Consider the following 25,103-nt stretch of genomic DNA (forward strand, 5'->3'; position numbering starts at 1 on the left):
CGAGGGGAATCGCTGCATTCGTCAGCAGTTCACGCATTAAAATTTGAAGCAGATCTCATTACAGTAATGCAAATTTGTACGTAGTTTTCATTAACTGTGATGAATGTCGAAGTGTGAATGCGGGTGGATGTTAGAATACTCACAGACCCGCAAGGTAAAATTGATACGGCACCGCCGTTGGAGAATGTTATGACCGATTTAACTGCAAGCAGCCTGCGCGCGTTGAAACTGATGGACCTGACCACCCTGAACGATGACGACACCAATGAAAAAGTCATCGCCCTGTGTCATCAGGCGAAAACGCCAGTGGGCAACACTGCCGCTGTCTGCATCTATCCGCGCTTTATCCCGATTGCCCGCAAAACTCTGAAAGAGCAGGGTACCCCGGACGTGCGCATTGCAACCGTAACTAACTTCCCGCACGGCAACGACGATATCGAGATCGCGCTGGCGGAAACCCGCGCGGCGATTGCCTACGGCGCAGACGAAGTTGACGTGGTATTCCCGTACCGTGCGCTGATCGCGGGCAACGAGCAGGTGGGCTTTGACCTGGTGAAAGCCTGTAAAGACGCCTGCGCGGCGGCAAACGTGCTGCTGAAAGTGATCATCGAAACCGGCGAACTGAAAGAAGAAGCGCTGATTCGTAAAGCGTCCGAAATCTCCATCAAAGCCGGTGCGGATTTCATTAAAACCTCTACCGGTAAAGTGCCGGTGAATGCGACCCCGGAAAGCGCGCGCATCATGATGGAAGTGATCCGCGATATGGGCGTGTCCAAAACTGTGGGCTTTAAACCGGCGGGCGGTGTGCGTACTGCGGAAGACGCGCAGCAGTTCCTGGCGATTGCCGACGAGCTGTTCGGCGAAGAGTGGGCGGACTCACGTCACTACCGCTTCGGCGCGTCCAGCCTGCTGGCAAGCCTGCTGAAAGCGCTGGGTCATGGCGACGGTAAGAGCGCCAGCAGCTACTAAGTTTGAATTGCCGGGTGGCGCTACGCTTACCCGGCCTACAGGATCGTGGTCGGGTATATCGTACCCGCCATCATTCACCCGATTCCTCATGGGGGTTACCGTGTTTCTCGCACAAGAAATTATTCGTAAAAAACGTGATGGTCATGCATTAAGCGACGAAGAGATCCGCTTCTTTATCAACGGCATTCGAGATAACACCATCTCAGAAGGGCAGATTGCAGCCCTGGCGATGACCATCTTCTTCCACGATATGTCGATGCCTGAGCGTGTCTCGTTGACCATGGCGATGCGAGATTCAGGAACCGTACTGGACTGGAAGAGCCTCAACCTCAACGGCCCGATTGTCGACAAACACTCCACCGGCGGCGTAGGCGATGTAACGTCTCTGATGCTCGGCCCCATGGTGGCGGCCTGCGGCGGTTATATCCCGATGATCTCCGGGCGCGGCCTGGGACACACCGGCGGTACGCTCGACAAACTGGAAGCCATTCCGGGCTTCGATATCTTCCCGGATGACAACCGCTTCCGCGAAATTATTAAAGACGTTGGCGTGGCGATCATCGGCCAGACCAGCTCGCTCGCCCCGGCAGACAAGCGCTTCTACGCAACCCGCGATATCACCGCAACCGTTGACTCCATCCCGCTGATCACCGCCTCTATTCTGGCGAAGAAACTGGCAGAGGGGCTGGACGCGCTGGTAATGGACGTAAAAGTGGGTAGCGGCGCGTTTATGCCAACCTATGAACTCTCTGCTCAGCTTGCTGAAGCGATTGTTGGCGTTGCCAACGGCGCAGGCGTGCGCACCACCGCACTGCTGACGGACATGAATCAGGTGCTGGCCTCCAGCGCTGGTAACGCCGTCGAAGTGCGCGAAGCCGTTCAGTTTCTGACAGGCGAATACCGCAACCCACGACTGTTCGACGTGACCATGGCGCTGTGCGTCGAGATGCTGATTTCAGGCAAACTGGCGAAAGACGACGCTGAAGCGCGCGCGAAGCTGCAGGCGGTGCTGGATAACGGCAAAGCGGCAGAAATCTTTGGCCGCATGGTGGCGGCGCAAAAAGGCCCGACCGATTTCGTGGAAAACTACGCGAAATACCTGCCGACCGCGACGCTCAGCAAAGCCGTTTATGCCGATAGCGAAGGTTTCGTCTCTGCTATGGACACCCGTGCACTGGGTATGGCGGTGGTCTCGATGGGCGGCGGCCGTCGTCAGGCATCGGACACTATTGATTACAGCGTTGGCTTTACCGATATGGCCCGTCTGGGCGACAGCGTTGACGGAGAACGTCCGCTGGCGGTGATCCACGCCAAAGACGAAGCCAGCTGGCAGGAGGCGGCGAAGGCGGTGAAAGCGGCCATTACGCTTGCTGATAAAGCACCAGAAAGCTCGCCTTCGGTCTATCGTCGTATCACCGAATAGCGGTATACTGATCCGATCAATCATTTTTAGCACTACGTACGGAGAACAATTATGAAACGTGCATTTATTATGGTGCTGGACTCATTCGGCATCGGCGCAACCGAAGATGCAGAACGTTTTGGTGACGTGGGTTCCGATACCATGGGTCACATCGCGGAAGCCTGTGCGAAAGGCGAAGCGGACAACGGTCGTAAAGGCCCTCTGACTCTGCCCAATCTGACCCGCCTCGGTCTGGTGAAAGCGCATGAAGGTTCTACCGGTAAAATCGCTGCCGGTATGGACGGCAACGCGGAAGTGGTGGGCGCTTACGCCTGGGCGCATGAGCTCTCTTCCGGTAAAGACACCCCGTCCGGTCACTGGGAAATCGCCGGTGTGCCGGTTCTGTTTGACTGGGGCTATTTCTCCGATCACGAGAACAGCTTCCCGCAGGAACTGCTTGATAAGCTGGTGAAACGCGCCAACCTGCCGGGCTACCTCGGTAACTGCCACTCTTCCGGTACCGTGATTCTGGATCAGCTCGGCGAAGAGCACATGAAAACCGGTAAGCCGATTTTCTACACCTCTGCTGACTCCGTATTCCAGATTGCCTGCCACGAAGAGACGTTTGGCCTGGATAAACTGTACGAGCTGTGCGAAATCGCCCGTGAAGAGCTGACCGAAGGCGGCTACAACATTGGTCGTGTTATCGCGCGTCCGTTTATCGGCGACAAAGCGGGTAACTTCCAGCGTACCGGTAACCGTCACGACTTGGCCGTTGAGCCACCGGCACCTACCGTGCTGCAGAAACTGGTTGATGAGAAAGGCGGTCACGTGGTTTCCGTGGGTAAAATCGCCGATATCTACGCCAACTGCGGTATCACCAAAAAGGTGAAAGCCACCGGCCTGGATGCGCTGTTTGACGCGACCGTCAAAGAGATGAAAGAAGCGGGTGATAACACCATCGTCTTCACCAACTTCGTCGACTTCGACTCCTCCTGGGGCCACCGTCGCGACGTGGCGGGTTATGCGGCCGGCCTGGAGCTGTTCGACCGTCGTCTGCCAGAGCTGATGGAGCTGGTGGGTGAAGATGACATTCTGATCCTGACCGCTGACCACGGCTGTGACCCAACCTGGACCGGTACTGACCACACCCGTGAGCACATTCCGGTGCTGGTGTATGGCCCGAAAGTGAAACCGGGCTCGCTGGGTCACCGTGAAACCTTCGCGGACATCGGCCAGACGATTGCGAAATATTTTGGCACGTCTGACATGGAATATGGCAAGGCGATGTTCTGAGTTATGTTGGGTGCGGCCTGATGCCCTCACCCCAACCCTCTCCCACGGGGAGAGGGCGAATTTACAATGAAAAGGAACTGAAGATGGCAACTCCTCACATTAACGCAGAAATGGGTGATTTCGCTGACGTCGTATTGATGCCGGGCGACCCGCTGCGCGCGAAACACATTGCAGAAACTTTCCTGGAAGACGTGCGTGAAGTGAACAACGTTCGCGGCATGCTGGGCTTCACCGGAACGTACAAAGGCCGCAAAATCTCCGTGATGGGCCACGGTATGGGTATCCCATCCTGCTCCATCTACACCAAAGAGCTGATCACCGACTTCGGCGTGAAGAAAATCATCCGTGTTGGCTCCTGCGGCGCGGTGCGCATGGACGTTAAACTGCGTGACGTGGTGATTGGTATGGGTGCCTGCACCGATTCCAAAGTCAACCGTATGCGTTTCAAAGATCACGACTTCGCGGCGATTGCTGACTTCGGCATGGTGCGTAACGCGGTTGACGCGGCTAAAGCGCTGGGCGTTGATGCTCGCGTGGGTAACCTGTTCTCCGCGGATCTGTTCTATGCGCCGGACGGCGGCGAGATGTTCGACGTGATGGAAAAATACGGCATCCTGGGCGTGGAAATGGAAGCGGCGGGCATCTACGGCGTCGCGGCTGAGTTCGGTGCGAAAGCGCTGACCATCTGCACCGTGTCTGACCACATCCGTACCCACGAGCAGACCACGGCTGCTGAGCGTCAGACCACCTTCAACGACATGATCAAAATCGCGCTGGAATCCGTTCTGCTGGGCGATAAAGAGTAATTCTGTCTCTTCCGGCCCTCTCCCTGTGGGAGAGGGTTGGGGTGAGAGCACCAGGCCGCACCTAGCGCACGGCCCGTGCAATCCACGCTGACAACTCCCTCAGCTCATTTTCCTGCCCCGGGAAATCCCCGATCAACGCATCGCATTCCTGCTGCAGCATATCCGCCCGATACAAACAGCCCTGCAAACGAGCCGCCAGCGCCTCTAACGGCGCCGGGTTAAGGCTGTCCGTAAATACCTGCGTGCGGGTGATATGACCTTTCTCTACGTCAAAGTGCAGCTCCACGTCGCCCCAGGTAAAGCGTTCGTCCAGCAGATGCGAAAAGGCAGGCGCCTGGCCAAAGTTCCACTCCCAGCTGCTCTGACGGGCAAAGGTTTCGGCGAAATTGGGCAGATCCGGGGTTTTATCCGGGGAGATCACCTCTGCCTCTACGCGCTCACCGTAATGGGCAAAGAAGGCTTCCTGGATCGCCTTGCAGATTTGCGCGTGAGTGATGTCTGGCAGTAGCTCAACCAGGTTGGCCACGCGCCCCCGCACGGAAGTGATCCCTTTGGCCTGCAGTTTTTTCTTGTCGGGATTCAGGTAGTTCGCCAGACGGCTGAGATCGGCGTTAAGAAGAAGGGTGCCGTGGTGGAAGCCGCGATCCAGTGTTTCGCGATAGGCTGAGCCTGACACTTTGCGATCTCCGTCTGGCGTTTTGACCACCAGATCGTTACGTCCGGAGGCTTCTGCCGTCACGCCGAGCGAATTGAGCGCGTTGAGAACAATGGACGTTGAGATGGTCTTGTCGTATTCCGGCTTACCCGCCATAAAGGTAAAGCAGGTATTGCCCAGATCGTGGAATACCGCACCACCGCCGCTGCTGCGGCGCGCCAGACGGACGTTGTCCTCTTCCATACGCCGGGTGTTACACTCTTTCCACGGATTCTGCGCGCGGCCAATGACCACCGTGTCGGCGTTGCGCCAGAGAAACAGCACGCGTTGGGTGGCGGGCATCTGGCGGAAGATGCACTCTTCTACCGCAAGATTAAACCACGGATCGTAAGAGTCAGAGAGCAGCAGGCGTAACGTCGTCATGGCAGAGTTCCTTTTCCGAATCATCAGCCTACTTTATCACTAATCTTTCTTTTCGCTCTCTTCGTCTTCAGGAACGGATTTACTGGCGGTCAGCAGGAAGGGCGACTGCTGCCAGCGAGTGCGCTTACCCTGCAGCAAGGTGCGGGCCAGTACCACGCCAATGGCGAGGGAGAGCAGGAGCATCAGACGGAGTATATTGGTGGTGTTATCCACCTGTTTGGCTTCCGTGGGCAGGGTATGGGTGTCGAGCGTCAGGCGCAGATACCCCAGCGGACCATTTTTGCCCTGAATAGGTTCGACGATCTGCTGGTTAAAGTAGCCCCCGGCTTTTTTACCGTCCAGCGCCAGCCTGTCGCGTACGTCGACATGCTCGCCCGCGCGGGCAATCAGATCGCCTTTTTCATCGTAGACACCGGCATCCAGGATACGGCTGTTCTCGGTTAACTGACGCAAAACCTGGCTGATGCGTTTGTCATCCGGCGTTTCGGTACGCATAGCGGGCGCGACGTTAAGCGTAACCTGACGCGCCAGCGTGCGGGCCAGCTCCTCAAACTGCGGATTCCGTTGCCGTTGATGATTCTGGCTAAACCACGACGCCCCTTGCATCAGCACCACTAACAGGGCGAGACAGAAAAGGACGATCACGGCGCGATGAAGCCGGAATTTCAGTTTTGCGCGAGCCATATTCCACCTGCTGAAAATTTACGGCTTAATGTTGCCAGAAGTGATGGTTACAGGGTAGCCTCATGCGTTATTTTCCCTCTGGAACCTTCCGGCGCGAACGAAATTACAGGAGCTTCAATGCCGAACATTACCTGGTGCGACCTGCCAACGGATGTCTCTTTATGGCCAGGATTGCCGCTCTCTTTAAGTGGCGATGAGGTGATGCCTCTGGATTACCACGCTGGCCGTAGCGGCTGGCTGCTGTACGGACGCGGCCTGGATAAGCAACGCCTTACCCAATATCAAACTAAACTGGGTGCGGCGATGGTGATTGTCGCCGCCTGGTGTGTGGAAGATTATCAGGTCATTCGCCTGGCCGGTTCCCTGACGCAGCGTGCGACGCGTCTGGCGCACGACGCCGGGCTGGATGTTGCCCCGCTGGGTAAAATCCCGCATCTGAAAACGCCGGGTCTGCTGGTGATGGATATGGACTCTACCGCCATCCAGATTGAGTGTATCGATGAGATTGCCAAACTGGCGGGCAGCGGCGAGCTGGTGGCGGAAGTGACCGAGCGCGCGATGCGCGGCGAGCTGGATTTTACTGCCAGCCTGAGACAGCGCGTGGCGACCCTCAAAGGGGCCGATGCCAATATCCTGCGTCAGGTGCGCGATGAACTGCCGCTGATGCCCGGGCTGACGCAACTGGTGCTGAAGCTCCAGTCGCTGGGCTGGAAAGTGGCGATCGCTTCCGGTGGCTTTACCTTCTTCGCGGATTACCTGCGGGAAAAACTGCATCTGACCACCGTGGTCGCCAACGAGCTGGAGATCATGGACGGTAAGCTGACCGGGCAGGTGCTCGGCGATATCGTGGATGCGCAGTATAAAGCCAATACGCTGAGCCGACTGGCCGAGAAATATGAAATTCCGGTTGCCCAGACCGTTGCCATTGGCGATGGCGCAAACGATCTACCGATGATCAAAGTTGCCGGTCTTGGCATTGCCTACCATGCCAAGCCAAAAGTGAATGAAAAGACGGAAGTGACAATCCGTCACGCTGACCTGATGGGGGTGTTCTGCATCCTCTCCGGCAGCCTGAATCAGAAATAACGGTATGCGATTGTAGGCCGGGTAAGCGTTAGCGTCACCCGGCGCGCAGGCCGCACTGAAATAACGAGGTAAACCGTGGCTAAAGCCCCAAAACGCGCATTTGTCTGTAATGAATGTGGTGCGGATTATCCGCGCTGGCAGGGGCAATGCAGCGCCTGCCATGCCTGGAACACCATCACCGAAGTGCGTGGTGTGGCGGCTTCGCCGAGCGTGGCCCGCAATGAACGCCTGAGCGGTTATGCGGGTAATGCCGGTGTGGCAAAAGTCCAAAAACTGTCAGAAATCAGTCTGGAAGCGTTGCCGCGCTTCTCCACCGGCTTCAAAGAATTTGACCGCGTGCTTGGCGGCGGCGTGGTGCCGGGCAGTGCGATCCTAATCGGCGGTAACCCGGGAGCGGGTAAATCGACCCTGCTGCTGCAAACGCTCTGCAAGCTCGCCGAGCAGATGAAAACCCTGTACGTCACTGGCGAAGAGTCCCTGCAGCAGGTGGCGATGCGAGCACACCGTCTGGGGTTACCTACCGGCAATCTGAATATGCTGTCGGAAACCAGCATTGAGCAGATCTGCATGATTGCTGAAGAAGAGCAGCCGAAGCTGATGGTGATTGACTCCATCCAGGTGATGCACATGGCGGATATTCAGTCCTCGCCGGGCAGCGTGGCGCAGGTGCGTGAGACCGCCGCGTATCTGACGCGTTTTGCCAAAACCCGCGGCGTGGCGATTGTGATGGTCGGCCACGTTACAAAAGATGGTTCCCTGGCGGGGCCAAAAGTGCTTGAGCACTGTATCGACTGCTCCGTGATGCTGGACGGCGACGCAGACTCCCGCTTCCGTACCCTGCGCAGCCACAAAAACCGCTTTGGTGCGGTGAATGAACTGGGCGTATTTGCCATGACCGAGCAGGGGCTGCGTGAAGTCAGCAACCCGTCGGCCATCTTCCTGAGCCGGGGGGATGAAGTCACCTCCGGCAGTTCGGTGATGGTGCTGTGGGAGGGGACGCGCCCGCTGCTCGTTGAAATTCAGGCGCTGGTGGATCACTCGATGATGGGTAACCCGCGGCGCGTGGCGGTCGGTCTGGAACAGAACCGTCTGGCGATCCTGCTGGCGGTGCTACACCGTCATGGTGGCCTGCAAATGGCCGATCAGGATGTCTTCGTCAACGTGGTCGGGGGCGTGAAAGTTTCAGAGACCAGTGCCGATCTGGCGCTGCTGCTGGCGATGGTCTCCAGTCTGCGTGACAGACCGCTGCCGCAGGATTTGGTGGTCTTCGGCGAAGTGGGGCTGGCCGGGGAGATCCGCCCGGTGCCCAGCGGCCAGGAGCGCATCTCCGAGGCGGCGAAACATGGCTTCCGCCGGGCGATTGTGCCGGCGGCCAACGTGCCGAAGAAGATCCCCGAAGGGATGCAGGTCTTTGGCGTTAAAAAACTCGCAGATGCGTTAAATGTCTTTGACGACTTATAATTACGTATTCGATTTTGCAGGAGGCACCGTAATTTATGTCATCATTTGACTACATCAAGACCGCAATCCGTCAGAAAGGCTGCACGCTACAGCAGGTGGCTGACGCCAGCGGCATGACGAAAGGCTATCTTAGCCAGTTGCTGAACGCTAAAATCAAAAGCCCCAGCGCGCAAAAGCTGGAAGCGTTACATCGCTTTCTGGGGCTTGAATTCCCGCGTATGCAAAAGAACATCGGCGTGGTGTTTGGTAAGTTTTACCCGCTGCATACCGGCCATATCTACCTGATCCAGCGCGCCTGTAGCCAGGTCGACGAACTGCACATCATCATGGGTTACGATGAAGCCCGTGACCGTCAGCTGTTTGAAGACAGCGCCATGTCGCAGCAGCCGACGGTGCCGGATCGCCTGCGCTGGCTGCTTCAGACCTTCAAATATCAGAAAAACATTCGCATTCATGCCTTTAACGAAGAGGGCATGGAGCCGTATCCACACGGCTGGGACGTGTGGAGCAATGGCATTAAAGCGTTTATGGAAGAGAAAGGGATTGCGCCCAACTGGATCTACACCTCTGAAGAGTCCGACGCACCGCAGTTCCGCGAGCATCTGGGCATTGAAACGGTGCTGATCGATCCTAAGCGTACATTCATGAACATCAGCGGGGCGCAGATCCGCGAAAACCCGTTCCGCTACTGGGATTACATCCCGACCGAAGTGAAGCCGTTCTTTGTGCGCACAGTTGCGATTCTGGGCGGTGAATCCAGCGGGAAATCGACGCTGGTTAACAAGCTGGCAAATATCTTCAATACCACCAGCGCGTGGGAATACGGACGTGATTATGTCTTTTCCCATCTGGGGGGAGACGAGATGGCGCTGCAGTATTCTGATTACGATAAAATCGCGCTAGGCCATGCTCAGTACATTGATTTCGCGGTGAAATACGCCAACAAAGTGGCCTTCATCGACACCGATTTTGTCACCACACAAGCTTTCTGTAAGAAGTATGAAGGACGCGAGCACCCGTTCGTACAGGCGCTGATCGATGAATATCGCTTCGACCTGGTGATCCTGCTGGAAAACAACACGCCGTGGGTCGCCGACGGGATGCGCAGCCTCGGTAGCTCAGTGGACAGAAAAGAGTTCCAGACGATGCTGGTGGAGATGCTTCATGAGAACAACGTGGAGTTTGTCCACGTTGAAGCGTCGGATTACGACACCCGTTTCCTGCGCTGCGTCGAGCTGGTGAAGGAGATGATGGGGGAGCAGGGGTAAATTCACAGGCTTGCCCCTCACCCTAACCCTCTCCCCATGGGGGAGAGGGGATCGTACGGAGCTGTCTTTACCCTCTCCCCCGTGGGGAGAGGGGGAATTATCCACTCAGAACGCAACCACCACCTTCCCGCGCATATGCCCGTCCAGCACTTTGCGGTGGGCCTCGGTAATGCTTTCCACGCTCAGCCCGTGCAGCGTTTCGCTGAGCGAACTCTCCACCACGCCGTTATCTACCAGCTTCGCCACCTCGTTTAAGATCTCACCCTGACGCGCCATATCGGCAGTCTGGTACATGCTGCGGGTATACATGAATTCCCAGTGCAGGGCGGCGGATTTGGATTTCAGCTTGTCCTGGTTCAGCGGGTGCGCATTTTCGACGATGGAGCAGATGTGTCCCTGCGGCGCAATCAGTTCGCTGACCGCGTCCCAGTGGCCATCGGTATCATTGAGGATGAAAATATAATCCACAAAGGTGATGCCCTGTTTGGCCAGTTCACCTTGCAGATCGCGATAATTCACCACCAGATCCGCGCCGCGATCGCGACACCATTGGGCTGAGTCTTCCCGCGACGCGGTGGCGATGACCCTGACCTTGCTGTTGTGCTTCGCAAACGGGATCGCAAGGGAGCCTACGCCGCCGGCACCGCCGATGATCAGCAGCGTTTTGTCCGACCCGGCATCCTGAATATTCAGGCGCTCAAACAGCCCTTCCCAGGCGGTGAGCGCGGTCAGCGGCAATGCGGCAGCGGCATCCCAGCCAAGGCTTGTCGGTTTGTGTCCGACAATACGCGCATCAATCAGCTGATGCGTGGCATTACTGCCCGGACGGGTAATATCACCCGCGTACCACACTTCGTCGCCCGGTTTGAAGCCGGTGACGCTTGTCCCCACCGCTTTGATGACACCGCTGGCATCCCAGCCGAGAATGCGTGGCGCCTGCAGGCCGTTTTTAACAAGACTCGCATGCACTTTGGTATCGACCGGGTTGATGGAAACGGCTTTCACTTCCACCAGCAGATCGTGTTCACCGGGCTGTGGCATCGGTTGGGTGATCTCAATAAAAGCTGCGGGATTTTCAGGATTAACGGCAATGGCTTTAACAGACATGATCAACTCCTCAATGGAATGCGTTTTGTTGAGGCTAGTCTATTAAGTGGTCATGCGCATGATAAGATGGACAATCAAGAACGGAGTGTTCGTATGGGGTGAACAATCATGTTTAAACAGCTTCAGGATATGGCGCTGTTTGCGCTGGTGGCGGAGATGGGGAGTTTTACCGCCGCAGCGCAGAAAGCAGACCTGCCGAAATCCAGCGTTAGCCAGCGGATTAGCCAGCTTGAGCAGCAGGTGGGGATCCGCCTGCTAAACCGCACCACGCGCAGGCTGAATCTGACCTTTGCGGGGGAGCACTATCTGGTGCATTGTCGCGAGATGCTGGCGGCCAGCGAAAGGGCGGAGTATGCCATTCAGCGGCTGCGTGAAAACCCCAGCGGGCGGCTTCGTATCACCTGCCCGGCGGGCATTGGCGCGACGTTACTGGCACACCTGAATGCCGAGTTTCAGCTCCGCTATCCTGACGTTTCGCTGGATGTCTCTATTTCTGACGATGTGCTCGATCTGGTGGAGTCTGGTTTTGACGTGGCGCTGCGTACCGGTAAACCGCAGGACTCCTCGCTGATTGGCCGCATGATTGGCCACTGTCCGCGCTATATGCTGGCCTCACCGGAATATCTGGCACGCCGGGAGCCGCTGCACCATCCCCGCCAGCTGGTGGATCACCGTTGTATTACCCACAAGGCCTGGTCTGAATGGCTCCTGCAAAGCGAGAGTGAGGATTACCGCTATCTGCCGGACAATGCGCATATGACGGATAATCTTGTGTATGCCCGTGAGTGCGCGGTAGCTGGTGCGGGAATCACACTCTTACCCGCTTTTTTGCTGGAAGATAAAATTGAAAAAGGGGCGCTGGTGCAGGTGCTACCGGAGTGGAACGTTGAAGGAAACGATCTCTGGCTCGCCTATCCGAGCCGTAAGCTCAATTCGCCTGCGCTGATGAGCTATATCGACTTTGCGATGCAGTGTGATGAGGTGAAGCGGTTTTACGTGGGCGGGTGATTATGTGCGGCCTGATGCCCTCACCCTGACCCTCTCCCACGGGGAGAGGGCACAAACATAAAAACGGCAACCGAAGTTGCCGTTTTACTTTTATTTCGCAATACGCTTGTACTTAATACGCTTCGGCTCCAGCGCGTCTGCGCCCAGCGTGCGTTTCTTGTACTCTTCGTATTCGGTGAAGTTACCTTCGAAGAACTCCACTTTCCCTTCATCCTGGTAGTCCAGAATGTGGGTGGCGATACGGTCAAGGAACCAACGGTCGTGCGAGATAACCATGGCACAGCCCGGGAACTCCAGAAGGGCGTTTTCCAGCGCGCGCAGGGTTTCGATGTCGAGGTCGTTGGTTGGTTCATCGAGCAGCAGTACGTTACCGCCAACCTGCAGCAGCTTCGCCAGATGCAGACGACCACGCTCACCACCGGACAACTCGCCGACGCGTTTACCCTGATCGGTACCTTTGAAGTTAAAGCGGCCAACATAGGCGCGGCTTGGCATCTCGGTGTTGCCGATACGCATGATATCCAGCCCGCCGGACACTTCTTCCCACACGGTTTTGCTGTTATCCATTGCGTCACGGAACTGGTCAACGGACGCCAGTTTCACCGTTTCACCCAGGGTGATAGAACCGCTGTCTGGCTGCTCCTGACCGGACATCATACGGAACAGGGTGGATTTACCCGCGCCGTTCGGACCGATGATACCGACGATGGCACCCTTCGGTACGGAGAAGGAGAGATCGTCGATCAGCACGCGGTCACCGTAAGATTTACGCAGGTTGCTGACTTCGACCACTTTATCCCCCAGACGCGCGCCAGGTGGAATAAACAGTTCGTTGGTTTCGTTACGTTTCTGGTATTCGGTGTTGTTCAGCTCTTCGAAGCGTGCCAGACGGGCTTTGCCCTTAGACTGACGGCCCTTCGTGCCCTGACGTACCCACTCCAGCTCTTTCTCAATAGACTTACGGCGTGCTGCTTCAGCAGACGCTTCCTGCGCCAGACGCTGATCTTTCTGCTCCAGCCAGGAAGAGTAGTTGCCTTCCCATGGGATACCCTCGCCGCGGTCCAGCTCCAGGATCCAGCCCGCCACGTTGTCGAGGAAGTAACGGTCGTGGGTGATCGCCACCACGGTGCCTTCGAAGTCGTGCAGGAAGCGTTCCAGCCACGCCACGGATTCCGCATCCAGGTGGTTAGTGGGTTCGTCGAGCAGCAGCATGTCTGGTTTTTCCAGCAGCAGACGGCACAGCGCCACGCGGCGACGCTCACCACCGGAGAGGTTGGCGATTTTCGCATCCCAGTCCGGCAGACGCAGGGCGTCAGCGGCGCGCTCCAGCTGCACGTTCAGGTTGTGACCGTCGTGCGCCTGGATAATCTCTTCAAATTTGCCTTGCTGAGCGGCCAGTTTATCGAAGTCCGCATCTGGCTCGGCGTATTTGGCATACACTTCATCCAGACCTTTCAGCGCGTTAACCACTTCGGATACCGCTTCTTCAACCGATTCACGAACGGTGTGTTCAGGGTTCAGCTGAGGTTCCTGCGGCAGGTAGCCAATTTTGATGCCTGGCTGCGGACGGGCTTCACCTTCGATGTCTGTATCGATGCCGGCCATGATGCGCAGCAGGGTGGACTTACCGGCACCGTTGAGGCCCAGAACACCGATTTTTGCGCCCGGGAAGAAGCTCAGCGAGATATTTTTAAGAATATGACGTTTCGGCGGTACCACTTTGCCGACACGATGCATGGTATAAACGAATTGAGCCACGTTGGACTTCGCCTCTTTTATCGTGATGAAAAGGAATTTCAGCCTCGAAGTGTAGCCTTTTTCCCGCCCTAATCCCAGCCAGGAACGTCGGGAGTGTTAAAACGCGCAGGAAAGGTAAAAAAGTGTCCGTAACGTGGCGCGTTCCGGGATGCCTGGTTAGCATAAGTTAATTAGACTTTGACGTGGCAAGACGCTGCAATTGACGAAAAAACAATGAGGAAGAGCTTGTGGAAAAAGCCAAACGGGTGGTCTGGCGTCTGCTGGCGGCCAGCGTATGCGTAATGGCGGTAAGTCAGGCGGTGCATGCCGATTCACTGGATGAACAACGTAACCGCTACGCCCAGATTAAACAGGCGTGGGACAACAAACAGATGGATACTGTGCAGGCGTTGATGCCGACGCTGAAAGACTATCCTCTCTATCCCTATCTGGAGTATCGCCAGATTACTGACGATCTCATGAATCAACCCACGGTCACCGTGAATAACTTCATTCAGGCGAATCCGACCCTGCCGCCCGCCCGGAATCTGCAGTCTCGTTTTGTAAACGAGCTGGCGCGTCGTGAAGACTGGCGCGGGCTGCTGGCGTTCAGCCCGGAAAAACCGAACACCACGGAAGCCCAGTGTAACTATTACTATGCAAAATGGGCCACCGGTCAGCAGGAGGAAGCCTGGGCAGGGGCAAAAGAGCTGTGGCTGACCGGGAAAAGCCAGCCGAACGCCTGTGATTCGCTCTTTGGTGCCTGGCGTGCTTCCGGTAAACAGGATCCGCTGGCTTACCTTGAACGTATCCGTCTGGCGATGAAAGCCGGAAACACGCGTCTGGTGATGGCTCTGGCGGGTCAAATGCCGTCGGATTACCAGACCATTTCCACGGCCGTGATGTCGCTGGCAAACGACCCCAACAGCGTTCTGACCTTTGCCCGCAGCACGGGAGCGACCGATTTTACCCGACAGATGGCGGCGGTGGCCTTTGCCAGCGTGGCGCGTGACGATGTCGAAAACGCACGGCTGATGATCCCGCAGCTGGTGCAGGCACAGCAGCTCAATGAAGAGCAAACCCAGGAACTGCGCGACATCGTGGCGTGGAGACTGATGGGCTCGGACGTAACCGACGAACAGGCCCGCTGGCGGGACGATGCCATTATGCGCTCCAACTCCACGTCGCTGGTGGAACGTCGCGTGCGTATGGCGCTGGGGACGGGCGATCGTAAAGGCCTTAATACCTGGCTTGCGCGTCTGCCGATGGAAGCCAAAGAGAAAGACGAATGGCGCTACTGGCAGGCGGATCTGCTGATGGAGCGGGGACGCGATGACGAAGCCAAAGAGATCCTCCACGCGCTGATGCAGCAGCGAGGCTTCTACCCAATGGTGGCCGCGCAGCGTCTGGGTGAGGAGTACACCTTCCGCATTGATAAAGCGCCGGGTAACGCCAGCCCGGCGTTGACCCAGGGGCCGGAAATGGCGCGCGTGCGCGAGCTGATGTACTGGAATATGGACAACACCGCCCGTAGCGAGTGGGCGAATCTGGTCACCAGCCGCACTACGGATGAGAAAGCCCAGCTTGCCCGTTACGCCTTTGATAACCACTGGTGGGATCTGAGCGTTCAGGCGACGATCGCTGGCAAGCTGTGGGATCATCTCGAAGAACGTTTCCCGCTGGCCTACAAAGATCTGTTCGATCGCTACACCAGCGGTAAAGATATTCCGCAAAGCTACGCCATGGCGATTGCCCGTCAGGAGAGCGCCTGGAACCCGAAAGTCCGTTCCCCGGTAGGGGCCAGCGGCCTGATGCAGATTATGCCGGGCACGGCGACGCATACGGTGAAGATGTTTAATATCCCGGGATACAGCAGTCCATCACAGCTGCTGGATCCGGATACCAACATCAACATTGGTACCAGTTATCTGCAGTACGTCTATCAGCAGTTTGGTAACAACCGCATTTTCGCCTCTGCGGCGTATAACGCGGGCCCAGGGCGCGTGCGTACCTGGCTGGGTAACAGCGCCGGACGCATCGACGCCGTGGCGTTTGTCGAGAGCATTCCGTTCTCAGAAACGCGCGGCTACGTGAAGAACGTGCTGGCGTATGATGCCTATTACCGTTACTTCATGGGGCAAAAAGATACCCTGATGAGCGATGCGGAGTGGCAGAGACGTTACTGATTGGGATGGGTTGTGTTATGCTGTACTCGTTAATGAGTACAACAGGCGGCATAACATGACCCAGCATTCCCCGTATTCCTCGGCACTGGCCGAACAACGTCATCAGGAGTGGCTTCGTTTTGTGGAGTTGCTCCGCCAGTCTTACGACCAGGATCTGCATCTACCCCTGCTGCAACTGATGCTGACGCCGGACGAGCGTGAGGCGTTGGGCACGCGCGTGCGGATCATCGAAGAGTTACTGCGCGGTGAGATGAGCCAGCGTGAGCTCAAAAACGAGCTGGGCGCGGGGATCGCGACGATCACCCGCGGTTCAAACAGCCTGAAGTCTGCGCCGGTTGAGCTGCGTCAGTGGCTGGAAGCGGTATTGCTGAAAAACGCCGGATGACGGCTGCGCCTTATCCGGCCTACACGTTCAACGATAAATGGCGTTATGGAACGGGCTTAACGCCAGGAGCACCGCCTGATGATAAACGCTTGAGCGCGTAAGCGCGCCAGCAGTAAAGACGCCAATCGCTCCTTCTTTACGGCCTATTTCATCAATGCCGGTGTATTGCGACATCACTGGCCCGAGCGCTTCGCCTGCGCGCACTTTTTCCAGAATGATGTCCGGCAGCGGCAGGGTGGCCGAGCGTGCTTCACCGCGCTGTTCACGGCTTTCGATAACCACCCAGCTAAACGTCGCGCCCTCGTCAATTCCCGCTTCAATGGCGACCCAGAAGTCGGCATCGGGTGCGGCCGCTTTCGCATTTAACACGCGATTTCGTGCGCCAGCGCGCGTTTCTTCGCTGCCAAACGGCTGTTCAGGAACGCCACTCTCGACGCCGACGGCATCAATATGGCAGGATCCTTCGCCGAAAATCTCTTCAAATGCCCTTAGAATTGCCTGAATTTTGGCAGGATTGGTGGTAGCAGAGACAACATGGTGCATAATTAAGCTCGATTCAAAAAAACTCATCGCAGTATAACGGAAAAAAAGCATGTTACAGGTATACCTTGTTCGCCACGGTGAAACGCAGTGGAACGCCGAGCGACGTATTCAAGGCCAGTCCGACAGTCCTCTCACTGAAAAGGGTGTGCAGCAAGCGTGGCAGGTGGCAGAACGTGCCAGAACGCTGGGCATTACCCATGTCATCACCAGCGATTTAGGTCGCACGCAGCAGACGGCGCGCATAATTGCTGATGCCTGTGGTTGTGATGTGCTGCTTGAACCGCGCCTGCGCGAGCTGGATATGGGGGTGCTCGAAAAACGCCATATCGATACGCTGACGGAAACGGAAGAGGGCTGGCGCCGCACGCTGGTTAACGGTACCGAAGATGGTCGTATTCCTGAGGGCGAATCCATGCAGGAGCTGAGCGTGCGTATGCATGCTGCGCTGGCGGAATGCCTGAAGCTGCCCGCCGGAAGCCGTCCACTGCTGGTGAGTCACGGGATTGCGCTGGGATGTCTGGTCAGCACCATTCTGGGGTTACCGGCCTATGCGGAGCGCCGTTTGCGTCTGCGCAACTGCTCTATTTCCCGTATTGATTATCAGGAAAGCGCGTGGCTGGCGTCGGGATGGGTCGTTGAGATGGCAGGGGACATTTCGCATCTTGATGCCCCTGCACTGGATGAACTGCAGCGCTAACGACGGATCGGGATTAAGAATTCCATCCGCAGATTAATGGGGCCTTCTTCCGGTTTCGCATCGCTTGCCGGGTAGTAGCGCTCAATATCCTGACCTTTACGGCGATTCAGGTTCAGCATAGGCATGCATGTTCCGTAAACGGTCAGGATGAATTCCTGTACGCCCGTTCCCAGCCCTTCGTAGGAGAACATCACGTACTCTCCGCCTTCCAGCACGACCGGTTTAGAGCCCTGAATATAGCCATTGGCCATCTCCGGCGTTAACGCGGTGGTGTAGAACACCTCCTGCTCGTCGTCTTTTTCCTGGCTTGGATGCGTTTCGTTGAGACCATACAGGATAGGCGGGATCGCCGGGGCATGGCTCAGGAAGTCGCGCCAGAACTGAACGCGCATTTGATGGCGGAACTCAGAAATCTGCTCCAGAGAACAGGTGTAGCTCTGTGTCGTACCGATCAAATGGGTTTCCGGCAGGGTAATGATTTCGTACTTCGGCATGGCGAACTCGCCCAGACGCAGCGGCGGGCGCATACCGTATGAGCTCCAGTCAGGTGAACGGCGATAGAGTGCCGGCGTCAACGAGAACTGTTTTTTAAAGGCTCGGGTGAACGTTTGTTGCGAGTCGAAACGATACTGCAGGGCAATATCAAGAATGGGCCGCGCGGTCAGGCGTAAGGCCACCGCAGATTTAGATAAACGACGTGCGCGAATATAGGCACCGATAGCATGACCGGTGACATCCTTGAACATCCTTTGCAGATGCCACTTGGAATAGCCTGCTTTAGCCGCCACATTATCCAGTGACAAAGGCTGGTCAAGATGACCTTCCAGCCAGGTTAGCAGGTCGCGAATAATTCCAGCCTGATCCATATACTATCCTCATCCTTAAAACAGCAGGTGCCTGATAACAGGTTAGCGGATAATAGCATTTTTTGATGTTTTAGCATTCAGTGTTTTTTTTGCTCATTAATGCTTTTTGTCCTGCGTTTTGGGTGAATATATTCTAATCCTGTGATCTTGCTACATTTTTGTCTAACGAGTTGAATAATCGCTCAACGTAATATTAAGAAATGGTAACAATATGAAATATAAGACATTGCTCTTAACAGCCTTACTGCTGATAGCGGGCCGCGCGGCGCAGGCGGAACAGATTGGTTCTGTCGATACCGTGTTTAAAATGTTTGGGCCGGACCACAAAATTGTGGTGGAGGCGTTTGACGATCCGGATGTGAAAAACGTCACCTGCTACGTTAGCCGGGCAAAAACCGGGGGGATAAAAGGCGGTCTGGGGCTGGCCGAGGATACATCCGATGCGGCCATCTCCTGCCAGCAGGTCGGGCCGGTTGAACTGAGCGAGAAAATCAAAAACGGCAAAGCGCAGGGGGATGTGGTGTTCCAGAAACGGACGTCGCTGGTCTTCAAAAAGCTGCAGGTGGTGCGTTTTTACGATGCTAAACGTAACACCCTGGCCTACCTTGCCTACTCCGACAAAGTGGTGGAAGGTTCACCGAAAAACGCGATTAGCGCGGTGCCGATTATGCCGTGGCGGGAATAAAAAAACGGCGCTTTCGCGCCGTTTTTTATGGTGTTGACTGCAGGATCACTCCTGCAGGTCACCGCAGAAACGATAGCCTTCGCCGTGAATTGTGGCGATGATTTCCGGCGTATCTGGCGTAGATTCGAAATGTTTACGAATACGACGGATGGTCACGTCTACAGTACGGTCGTGTGGCTTCAGCTCACGGCCGGTCATTTTCTTCAGCAGTTCTGCACGGGACTGAATTTTGCCCGGGTTTTCACAGAAGTGCAGCATCGCCCGGAATTCACTGCGCGGCAGTTTATACTGCTCACCGTTCGGGCTGATCAGTGAACGGCTATTGATATCAAGTTCCCAGCCGTTGAATTTGTAGCTGTCTACGCTACGACGCTCTTCGCTGACGGTGCCCAGGTTCATGGTGCGGGACAGCAGGTTGCGTGCACGAATGGTTAACTCGCGTGGGTTAAACGGTTTGGTGATGTAGTCATCCGCACCGATTTCCAGGCCAAGGATCTTATCAACTTCGTTATCACGGCCTGTCAGGAACATTAATGCGACGTTCGCCTGTTCACGCAGTTCGCGCGCCAGCAGAAGGCCGTTTTTACCTGGCAGATTGATATCCATAATGACCAGGTTGATATCATTTTCAGAAAGGATCTGATGCATCTCTGCGCCATCGGTCGCTTCAAAGACATCGTAGCCTTCTGCTTCGAAAATGCTCTTCAACGTGTTGCGTGTTACCAACTCGTCTTCAACGATAAGAATGTGCGGGGTCTGCATGTTTGCTACCTAAATTGCCAACTAAATCGAAACAGGAAGTACAAAAGTCCCTGACCTGCCTGATGCATGTCGCAAATTAACATGACCGGGCTAACGTGACTAAAGTACGTAATTGCGTTCTTGATGCACTTTCCATCAACGTCAACAACATCATTAGCTTGGTCGTGGGTACTTTCCCTTTGGACCCGACAGTGTCAAAAACGGCTGTCATCCTAACCATTTTAACAGCAACATAACAGGCTAAGTGACACCTGACACCCAATAAAACTACGCTTCGTTGACATATATCAAGTTCAATTGTAGCACGTTAACAGTTTGATGAAATCATCATAGCTAAATGCTAGCCTTTGTCACAATTTTTCAATAAACCAACTAGTTGCGGATCTTGATTGATAAACGTTACGAATCCAACTTAAATCGCGTATTCACCCTGTCATTATCATTATAAAACATAAGGATAATCAGGTTCTGTTAACATTCTAAATGATTGTTCAGCTACAAAATAGTTTAGCGCTTTTAATTTGTTATGAAACGCTATTTCGGTGATTTGTGTTGCAAAATTGTAAATTCGCGCCGCGTAATATGTTGACGCGCATCACATTAATCCCCGCTAACTGATTAAAAAGAGAGCATAAATGCATCTGTCGATTGTACTGGTTGCGCCAGCCAGAGCTGAAAATATAGGCGCTGCGGCGCGTGCCATGAAGACCATGGGGTTCACCGATTTGCGTATTGTGGACAGCGTCGCTCACCTGGAGCCCGCGGCGCGTTGGGTGGCGCACGGGTCGGGCGATATTCTTGATAATATAACCACTTACGACACGCTCGCCGACGCGCTGCACGATATTTCGTTTACCGTTGCCACCACGGCGCGCAGTCGGGCGAAGTTCCACTATTACGCCACGCCAGCGGAACTGGTACCGATGCTGAGCGAGAAAAGCCAGTGGCTGGAAAAAGCGGCGCTGGTGTTTGGGCGGGAAGATTCAGGATTAACAAACGACGAACTGGCGCTCGCGGATGTGCTGACGGGGGCTCCAATGGTCGCGGATTATCCGTCCCTGAATTTAGGCCAGGCGGTGATGGTCTATTGCTATCAATTAGCGTCCTTAATACAAATTCCTCAACCGCCAGCGGTGGGTACCGACGAAAACCAACTGGCCGCGCTGCGTACGCGCGTTGACAACCTGCTGATGCAACTTGGCGTGGCGGATGACCAAAAAATGGCTGACTGGCTGCAGCAGCGTCTTGGGCGCCTGGAGCAGCGCGATACGGCAATGCTGCACCGTTTGCTGCACGATATCGAAAAAAAATTAGCCGAGTAAAATGCTGCCATAAGTTTTTACTATGGCGTAAGCGTCTGACGTTAAGGGTTGCCTCTGGCGGAATCGGATGAAAATAAATCTGCACGCAGCGGGACGTAAGAAGGCGCTGAATTGTGATCAAATTAAAAATTCATTGACTTAAGGTGCCCGATCCTTTAACCCTAAAAGAATACAGCACAGACAGATAATAATGACAGAGTACACAACATCCATGAAACGCATCAGCATCACCACCATTACCACAACCATCATCATTACCACAGGTAACGATGCGGGCTGACGCGTACAGGAAAAACAGAAAAAAGCCCGCACCTGAACAGTGCGGGCTTTTTTTTCGGCTAAAGGAAACGAGGTAGAACCATGCGAGTGTTGAAGTTCGGCGGTACATCAGTGGCAAATGCAGAACGCTTTCTGCGTGTTGCCGATATCCTGGAGAGCAACGCCAGGCAGGGACAGGTCGCGACCGTTCTCTCTGCGCCGGCAAAAATCACTAACCACCTGGTGGCGATGATTGAAAAGACCATTGGCGGTCAGGATGCACTTCCGAACATTAGCGATGCCGAGCGTATCTTCGCCGAGCTGCTGCAGGGGCTGGCGGAGGCACAGCCAGGTTTCCCGCTCGTACAGCTGAAAGCCTTCGTAGAACAAGAATTTGCCCAGATTAAACATGTGCTGCACGGTATCAGCCTGCTGGGTCAGTGCCCGGACAGCATCAACGCGGCGTTGATTTGCCGCGGTGAGAAACTCTCTATCGCCATCATGGCGGGCCTGCTGGAAGCGCGCGGGCATCACGTCACGGTGATTGATCCGGTTGAAAAACTGCTGGCGGTGGGCCACTACCTCGAATCCACCGTTGATATTGCTGAATCAACCCGCCGCATCGCTGCGAGCAAAATTCCTTCTGACCATATGATCCTGATGGCGGGCTTCACCGCCGGCAATGAAAAGGGTGAACTGGTGGTGCTGGGCCGTAACGGCTCTGATTACTCTGCTGCTGTGCTGGCCGCCTGTTTACGCGCGGACTGTTGCGAGATCTGGACTGACGTTGACGGCGTATACACCTGCGACCCGCGCCAGGTACCGGACGCCAGGCTGCTGAAGTCGATGTCTTACCAGGAGGCGATGGAGCTTTCCTACTTCGGCGCGAAAGTGCTTCACCCTCGTACCATCTCCCCCATTGCCCAGTTCCAGATCCCTTGCCTGATTAAAAATACCGGTAACCCGCAAGCGCCTGGCACGCTGATTGGCGCCAGCACAGACGAAGATGGCCTGCCGGTGAAAGGTATCTCTAACCTCAACAACATGGCAATGTTCAGCGTCTCCGGGCCTGGTATGAAAGGGATGGTTGGCATGGCGGCGCGCGTGTTTGCCGCAATGTCACGCAATGGGATCTCTGTGGTGCTGATCACCCAGTCCTCATCGGAATACAGCATCAGCTTCTGCGTGCCGCAGGGTGACTGCCTGCGCGCCCGTCGTGCGCTGGAAGAAGAGTTCTATCTGGAGCTGAAAGAAGAGCTGCTGGAGCCGTTATCCATTCAGGAACGTCTTGCGGTTATCTCCGTGGTTGGCGACGGTATGCGCACGCTGCGCGGTATCTCCGCCAAGTTCTTTGCCGCGTTGGCGCGTGCCAATATTAATATCGTGGCGATTGCCCAGGGCTCATCCGAGCGTTCTATTTCGGTGGTGGTGGATAACGATGACGCGACTACCGGCGTACGCGTGGTTCATCAGATGCTGTTCAACACCGATCAGGTGATTGAGCTGTTCCTGATTGGCGTGGGCGGTGTTGGCGGTGCGCTGCTGGAGCAGGTGAAGCGTCAGCAGGAGTGGCTGAAGAAGAAGCATATCGATCTGCGCGTCTGCGGGATCGCCAACTCAAAAGCGCTGCTGACCAACGTTCACGGGCTGAACCTGGAAAACTGGCAGGCCGAGTTGAACGAGGCAAAAGAGCCGTTCAACCTGGGGCGTCTGATCCGTCTGGTGAAAGAGTATCACCTGCTGAACCCGGTGATTGTCGATTGTACCTCGAACCAGGCGGTTGCCGATCAGTACGCGGACTTCCTGCGCGAAGGCTTCCATGTGGTCACACCGAACAAAAAGGCCAACACCTCGTCGATGGATTACTATCACCAGCTGCGTCTGGCGGCGAGCAAATCGCGTCGCAAGTTCCTGTACGATACCAACGTGGGGGCGGGGCTGCCGGTTATCGAAAACCTGCAGAACCTGCTGAACGCGGGCGACGAACTGCAACGTTTCTCCGGCATTCTCTCCGGTTCGCTGTCCTTTATTTTCGGTAAGCTGGATGAAGGGATGAGCCTCTCAGAAGCAACCCGCGCCGCGCGTGAACTGGGCTACACCGAGCCGGATCCGCGTGACGATCTCTCCGGTATGGACGTGGCGCGCAAACTGCTTATTCTGGCGCGCGAAACGGGCCGTGAGCTGGAGCTTTCCGATATCGTGATAGAACCCGTGCTGCCGGCTGAATTTGACAGCAGCGGTGACGTCAGCGCCTTTATGGATAATTTACCGCAGCTGGATGACGCTTTTGCCGCACGCGTGGCGAAAGCCCGTGATGAAGGTAAGGTATTGCGCTATGTTGGCAACATTGAAGAAGATGGCGTGTGCCGGGTGAAGATTGCCGAAGTCGATGGCAACGATCCGTTGTACAAAGTCAAAAACGGCGAAAACGCCCTGGCGTTTTACAGCCACTATTATCAGCCATTGCCGCTGGTGCTTCGCGGCTATGGCGCAGGGAACGATGTTACGGCGGCGGGTGTGTTTGCCGATCTGCTGCGTACCCTGTCATGGAAGTTAGGAGTTTAACATGGTCAAAGTTTATGCCCCGGCTTCCAGCGCCAATATGAGCGTCGGGTTTGATGTGCTGGGTGCGGCGGTGACGCCGGTGGACGGTTCACTATTGGGCGATACGGTCACGGTGGAAGCGGCAGAAAGTTTCAGCCTGAATAACGTGGGACGTTTTGCCAGCAAGCTGCCGTCCGAACCGCGCGAGAATATTGTCTATCAGTGCTGGGAGCGTTTCTGTCAGGAGATCGGGAAAAACGTGCCGGTCGCCATGACGCTGGAAAAAAGTATGCCGATTGGCTCTGGCCTGGGATCAAGTGCCTGCTCTGTTGTGGCCGCGCTGGTGGCGATGAATGAGCACTGCGGCAAACCCCTGAACAATAGCCGTCTGCTGGGGTTAATGGGTGAGCTGGAAGGCCGCATCTCTGGCAGTATCCACTACGATAACGTCGCGCCGTGTTTCCTCGGCGGTATGCAGTTGATGATCGAAGAAAATGGCATCATCAGCCAGCAGGTGCCAGGGTTTGATGAGTGGCTGTGGGTGCTGGCCTACCCGGGTATCAAAGTGTCTACCGCGGAAGCGCGGGCGATCCTGCCTGCGCAGTATCGCCGTCAGGACTGCATCGCCCACGGGCGTCATCTGGCAGGCTTTATTCACGCCTGTTATACCCGTCAGCCACAGCTGGCGGCGAAATTGATGAAAGATGTGATTGCCGAACCGTATCGTACGAAGTTGCTGCCTGGCTTTAATGAGGCGCGACAGGCATCGCTTGATATTGGCGCGCAGGCGTGCGGCATCTCCGGCTCCGGCCCGACGCTGTTCGCCCTGTGCGATAAGCCAGACACCGCGCAGCGCGTGGCGGACTGGCTCTCTAAACACTACCTGCAAAATCAGGAAGGCTTTGTTCATATTTGCCGTCTGGACACGGCTGGCGCACGAGTACTGGGATAAC

At 55.8% G+C, this 25,103-nt stretch carries 24 protein-coding genes and 1 other annotated feature; of the genes, 17 read left to right on the plus strand and 7 right to left on the minus strand.

All coding sequences use genetic code 11. From position 1 onward, the window contains the following. Positions 1 to 189 precede the first annotated feature (189 nt). The 4 genes from deoC (at position 190) to deoD (ending at position 4,473) form a co-directional block, all read left to right on the plus strand. Positions 190 to 969 (plus strand): deoxyribose-phosphate aldolase, encoded by a 780-nt coding sequence (gene deoC, locus ECL_RS03830; protein ID WP_013095489.1) that lies wholly within the window; start codon positions 190 to 192, stop codon positions 967 to 969. Positions 970 to 1,069: 100 nt separating this feature from the next. Further along, a complete protein-coding gene (deoA, locus tag ECL_RS03835; RefSeq protein ID WP_013095490.1) occupies positions 1,070 to 2,392 on the plus strand; it encodes a thymidine phosphorylase in 1,323 nt (440 codons plus the stop codon). A 51-nt stretch (positions 2,393 to 2,443) separates the two neighbouring features. Continuing rightward, positions 2,444 to 3,667: a phosphopentomutase gene (gene deoB, locus ECL_RS03840; RefSeq protein ID WP_013095491.1), complete on the plus strand. Its 1,224-nt coding sequence runs from the start codon at positions 2,444 to 2,446 to the stop codon at positions 3,665 to 3,667. Positions 3,668 to 3,750: 83 nt separating this feature from the next. Further along, on the plus strand, positions 3,751 to 4,473 hold the full coding sequence (deoD, locus tag ECL_RS03845; protein ID WP_013095492.1) for a purine-nucleoside phosphorylase: 723 nt from the start codon (positions 3,751 to 3,753) through the stop codon (positions 4,471 to 4,473). A gap of 61 nt (positions 4,474 to 4,534) precedes the next feature. Here the strand turns inward: deoD and lplA are convergent, their stop codons facing one another. Together lplA and ECL_RS03855 are read right to left on the minus strand one after the other, a co-directional pair. Continuing rightward, positions 4,535 to 5,551: a lipoate--protein ligase gene (lplA, locus tag ECL_RS03850; RefSeq protein ID WP_013095493.1), complete on the minus strand. Its 1,017-nt coding sequence runs from the start codon at positions 5,549 to 5,551 to the stop codon at positions 4,535 to 4,537. 39 nt (positions 5,552 to 5,590) lie between these two features. Then, positions 5,591 to 6,235 (minus strand): YtjB family periplasmic protein, encoded by a 645-nt coding sequence (locus tag ECL_RS03855; RefSeq protein ID WP_013095494.1) that lies wholly within the window; start codon positions 6,233 to 6,235, stop codon positions 5,591 to 5,593. Positions 6,236 to 6,352: 117 nt separating this feature from the next. Between ECL_RS03855 and serB the strand changes: the two genes are divergently transcribed. The 3 genes from serB (at position 6,353) to nadR (ending at position 10,050) form a co-directional block, all read left to right on the plus strand. Further along, on the plus strand, positions 6,353 to 7,321 hold the full coding sequence (gene serB, locus ECL_RS03860; RefSeq protein ID WP_013095495.1) for a phosphoserine phosphatase: 969 nt from the start codon (positions 6,353 to 6,355) through the stop codon (positions 7,319 to 7,321). A 75-nt stretch (positions 7,322 to 7,396) separates the two neighbouring features. Then, a complete protein-coding gene (gene radA, locus ECL_RS03865) occupies positions 7,397 to 8,782 on the plus strand; it encodes a DNA repair protein RadA (RefSeq protein ID WP_013095496.1) in 1,386 nt (461 codons plus the stop codon). 35 nt (positions 8,783 to 8,817) lie between these two features. Next, on the plus strand, positions 8,818 to 10,050 hold the full coding sequence (nadR, locus tag ECL_RS03870; protein ID WP_013095497.1) for a multifunctional transcriptional regulator/nicotinamide-nucleotide adenylyltransferase/ribosylnicotinamide kinase NadR: 1,233 nt from the start codon (positions 8,818 to 8,820) through the stop codon (positions 10,048 to 10,050). 105 nt (positions 10,051 to 10,155) lie between these two features. Here the strand turns inward: nadR and ECL_RS03875 are convergent, their stop codons facing one another. After that, positions 10,156 to 11,157, minus strand: coding sequence for a zinc-binding alcohol dehydrogenase family protein (locus tag ECL_RS03875; RefSeq protein ID WP_013095498.1), 1,002 nt, complete (start codon positions 11,155 to 11,157; stop codon positions 10,156 to 10,158). 108 nt (positions 11,158 to 11,265) lie between these two features. Between ECL_RS03875 and ECL_RS03880 the strand changes: the two genes are divergently transcribed. Then, positions 11,266 to 12,165: a LysR family transcriptional regulator gene (locus tag ECL_RS03880; RefSeq protein WP_013095499.1), complete on the plus strand. Its 900-nt coding sequence runs from the start codon at positions 11,266 to 11,268 to the stop codon at positions 12,163 to 12,165. 90 nt (positions 12,166 to 12,255) lie between these two features. On the opposite strand, the gene ettA is transcribed toward ECL_RS03880, so the two are convergent. Continuing rightward, positions 12,256 to 13,923: an energy-dependent translational throttle protein EttA gene (gene ettA, locus ECL_RS03885; protein ID WP_013095500.1), complete on the minus strand. Its 1,668-nt coding sequence runs from the start codon at positions 13,921 to 13,923 to the stop codon at positions 12,256 to 12,258. Between the two features lie 227 nt (positions 13,924 to 14,150). On the opposite strand from ettA, the gene sltY reads away from it, so the two are divergent. Further along, entirely contained in the window at positions 14,151 to 16,088 is a 1,938-nt protein-coding gene (sltY, locus tag ECL_RS03890; protein ID WP_013095501.1) for a murein transglycosylase, read from the plus strand. Positions 16,089 to 16,143: 55 nt separating this feature from the next. Continuing rightward, positions 16,144 to 16,473, plus strand: coding sequence for a trp operon repressor (trpR, locus tag ECL_RS03895; protein WP_013095502.1), 330 nt, complete (start codon positions 16,144 to 16,146; stop codon positions 16,471 to 16,473). A 27-nt stretch (positions 16,474 to 16,500) separates the two neighbouring features. Here trpR and yjjX read toward each other — a convergent pair whose 3' ends face one another. Continuing rightward, positions 16,501 to 17,016: an inosine/xanthosine triphosphatase gene (gene yjjX / locus ECL_RS03900; protein ID WP_044159514.1), complete on the minus strand. Its 516-nt coding sequence runs from the start codon at positions 17,014 to 17,016 to the stop codon at positions 16,501 to 16,503. A 49-nt stretch (positions 17,017 to 17,065) separates the two neighbouring features. Between yjjX and gpmB the strand changes: the two genes are divergently transcribed. Next, entirely contained in the window at positions 17,066 to 17,713 is a 648-nt protein-coding gene (gpmB, locus tag ECL_RS03905; protein ID WP_013095504.1) for a 2,3-diphosphoglycerate-dependent phosphoglycerate mutase GpmB, read from the plus strand. On the opposite strand, the gene robA is transcribed toward gpmB, so the two are convergent. Beyond that, positions 17,710 to 18,579, minus strand: coding sequence for an MDR efflux pump AcrAB transcriptional activator RobA (robA, locus tag ECL_RS03910; protein WP_013095505.1), 870 nt, complete (start codon positions 18,577 to 18,579; stop codon positions 17,710 to 17,712). The genes gpmB and robA overlap by 4 nt on opposite strands. A 211-nt stretch (positions 18,580 to 18,790) precedes the next feature. On the opposite strand from robA, the gene creA reads away from it, so the two are divergent. After that, entirely contained in the window at positions 18,791 to 19,264 is a 474-nt protein-coding gene (creA, locus tag ECL_RS03915) for a protein CreA (RefSeq protein ID WP_013095506.1), read from the plus strand. 45 nt (positions 19,265 to 19,309) lie between these two features. Here creA and arcA read toward each other — a convergent pair whose 3' ends face one another. Continuing rightward, positions 19,310 to 20,026, minus strand: coding sequence for a two-component system response regulator ArcA (gene arcA, locus ECL_RS03920; RefSeq protein WP_003856501.1), 717 nt, complete (start codon positions 20,024 to 20,026; stop codon positions 19,310 to 19,312). A gap of 95 nt (positions 20,027 to 20,121) precedes the next feature. Here arcA and yjjY point away from each other — a divergent pair, with 95 nt between their 5' ends. The 5 genes from yjjY to thrB all read left to right on the plus strand — a co-directional run bounded on the left by yjjY (position 20,122) and on the right by thrB (position 25,102). Then, the gene (yjjY, locus tag ECL_RS03925) at positions 20,122 to 20,262 is read left to right on the plus strand and encodes a YjjY family protein (protein ID WP_001541509.1); all 141 of its coding nucleotides are present in this window, start codon (positions 20,122 to 20,124) and stop codon (positions 20,260 to 20,262) included. Positions 20,263 to 20,661: 399 nt separating this feature from the next. Continuing rightward, entirely contained in the window at positions 20,662 to 21,348 is a 687-nt protein-coding gene (locus ECL_RS03930) for a tRNA/rRNA methyltransferase (protein WP_013095507.1), read from the plus strand. Positions 21,349 to 21,559: 211 nt separating this feature from the next. After that, on the plus strand, positions 21,560 to 21,628 hold the full coding sequence (gene thrL / locus ECL_RS03935) for a thr operon leader peptide (RefSeq protein ID WP_015572623.1): 69 nt from the start codon (positions 21,560 to 21,562) through the stop codon (positions 21,626 to 21,628). Further along, positions 21,567 to 21,684 (plus strand) — a sequence feature (Thr leader region). (Overlaps the previous gene by 62 nt.) Before the next feature lie 24 nt (positions 21,685 to 21,708). Next, entirely contained in the window at positions 21,709 to 24,171 is a 2,463-nt protein-coding gene (thrA, locus tag ECL_RS03940) for a bifunctional aspartate kinase/homoserine dehydrogenase I (RefSeq protein WP_013095509.1), read from the plus strand. 1 nt (position 24,172) lies between these two features. Then, positions 24,173 to 25,102 carry a homoserine kinase gene (gene thrB / locus ECL_RS03945; RefSeq protein WP_013095510.1) on the plus strand — a complete coding sequence of 310 codons (930 nt, stop codon included), beginning with the start codon at positions 24,173 to 24,175 and terminating at the stop codon, positions 25,100 to 25,102. Position 25,103: the final 1 nt, after the last annotated feature.

The sequence above is a fragment of the Enterobacter cloacae subsp. cloacae ATCC 13047 genome (genome assembly GCF_000025565.1).
GTDB classification, from domain to species: domain Bacteria; phylum Pseudomonadota; class Gammaproteobacteria; order Enterobacterales; family Enterobacteriaceae; genus Enterobacter; species Enterobacter cloacae.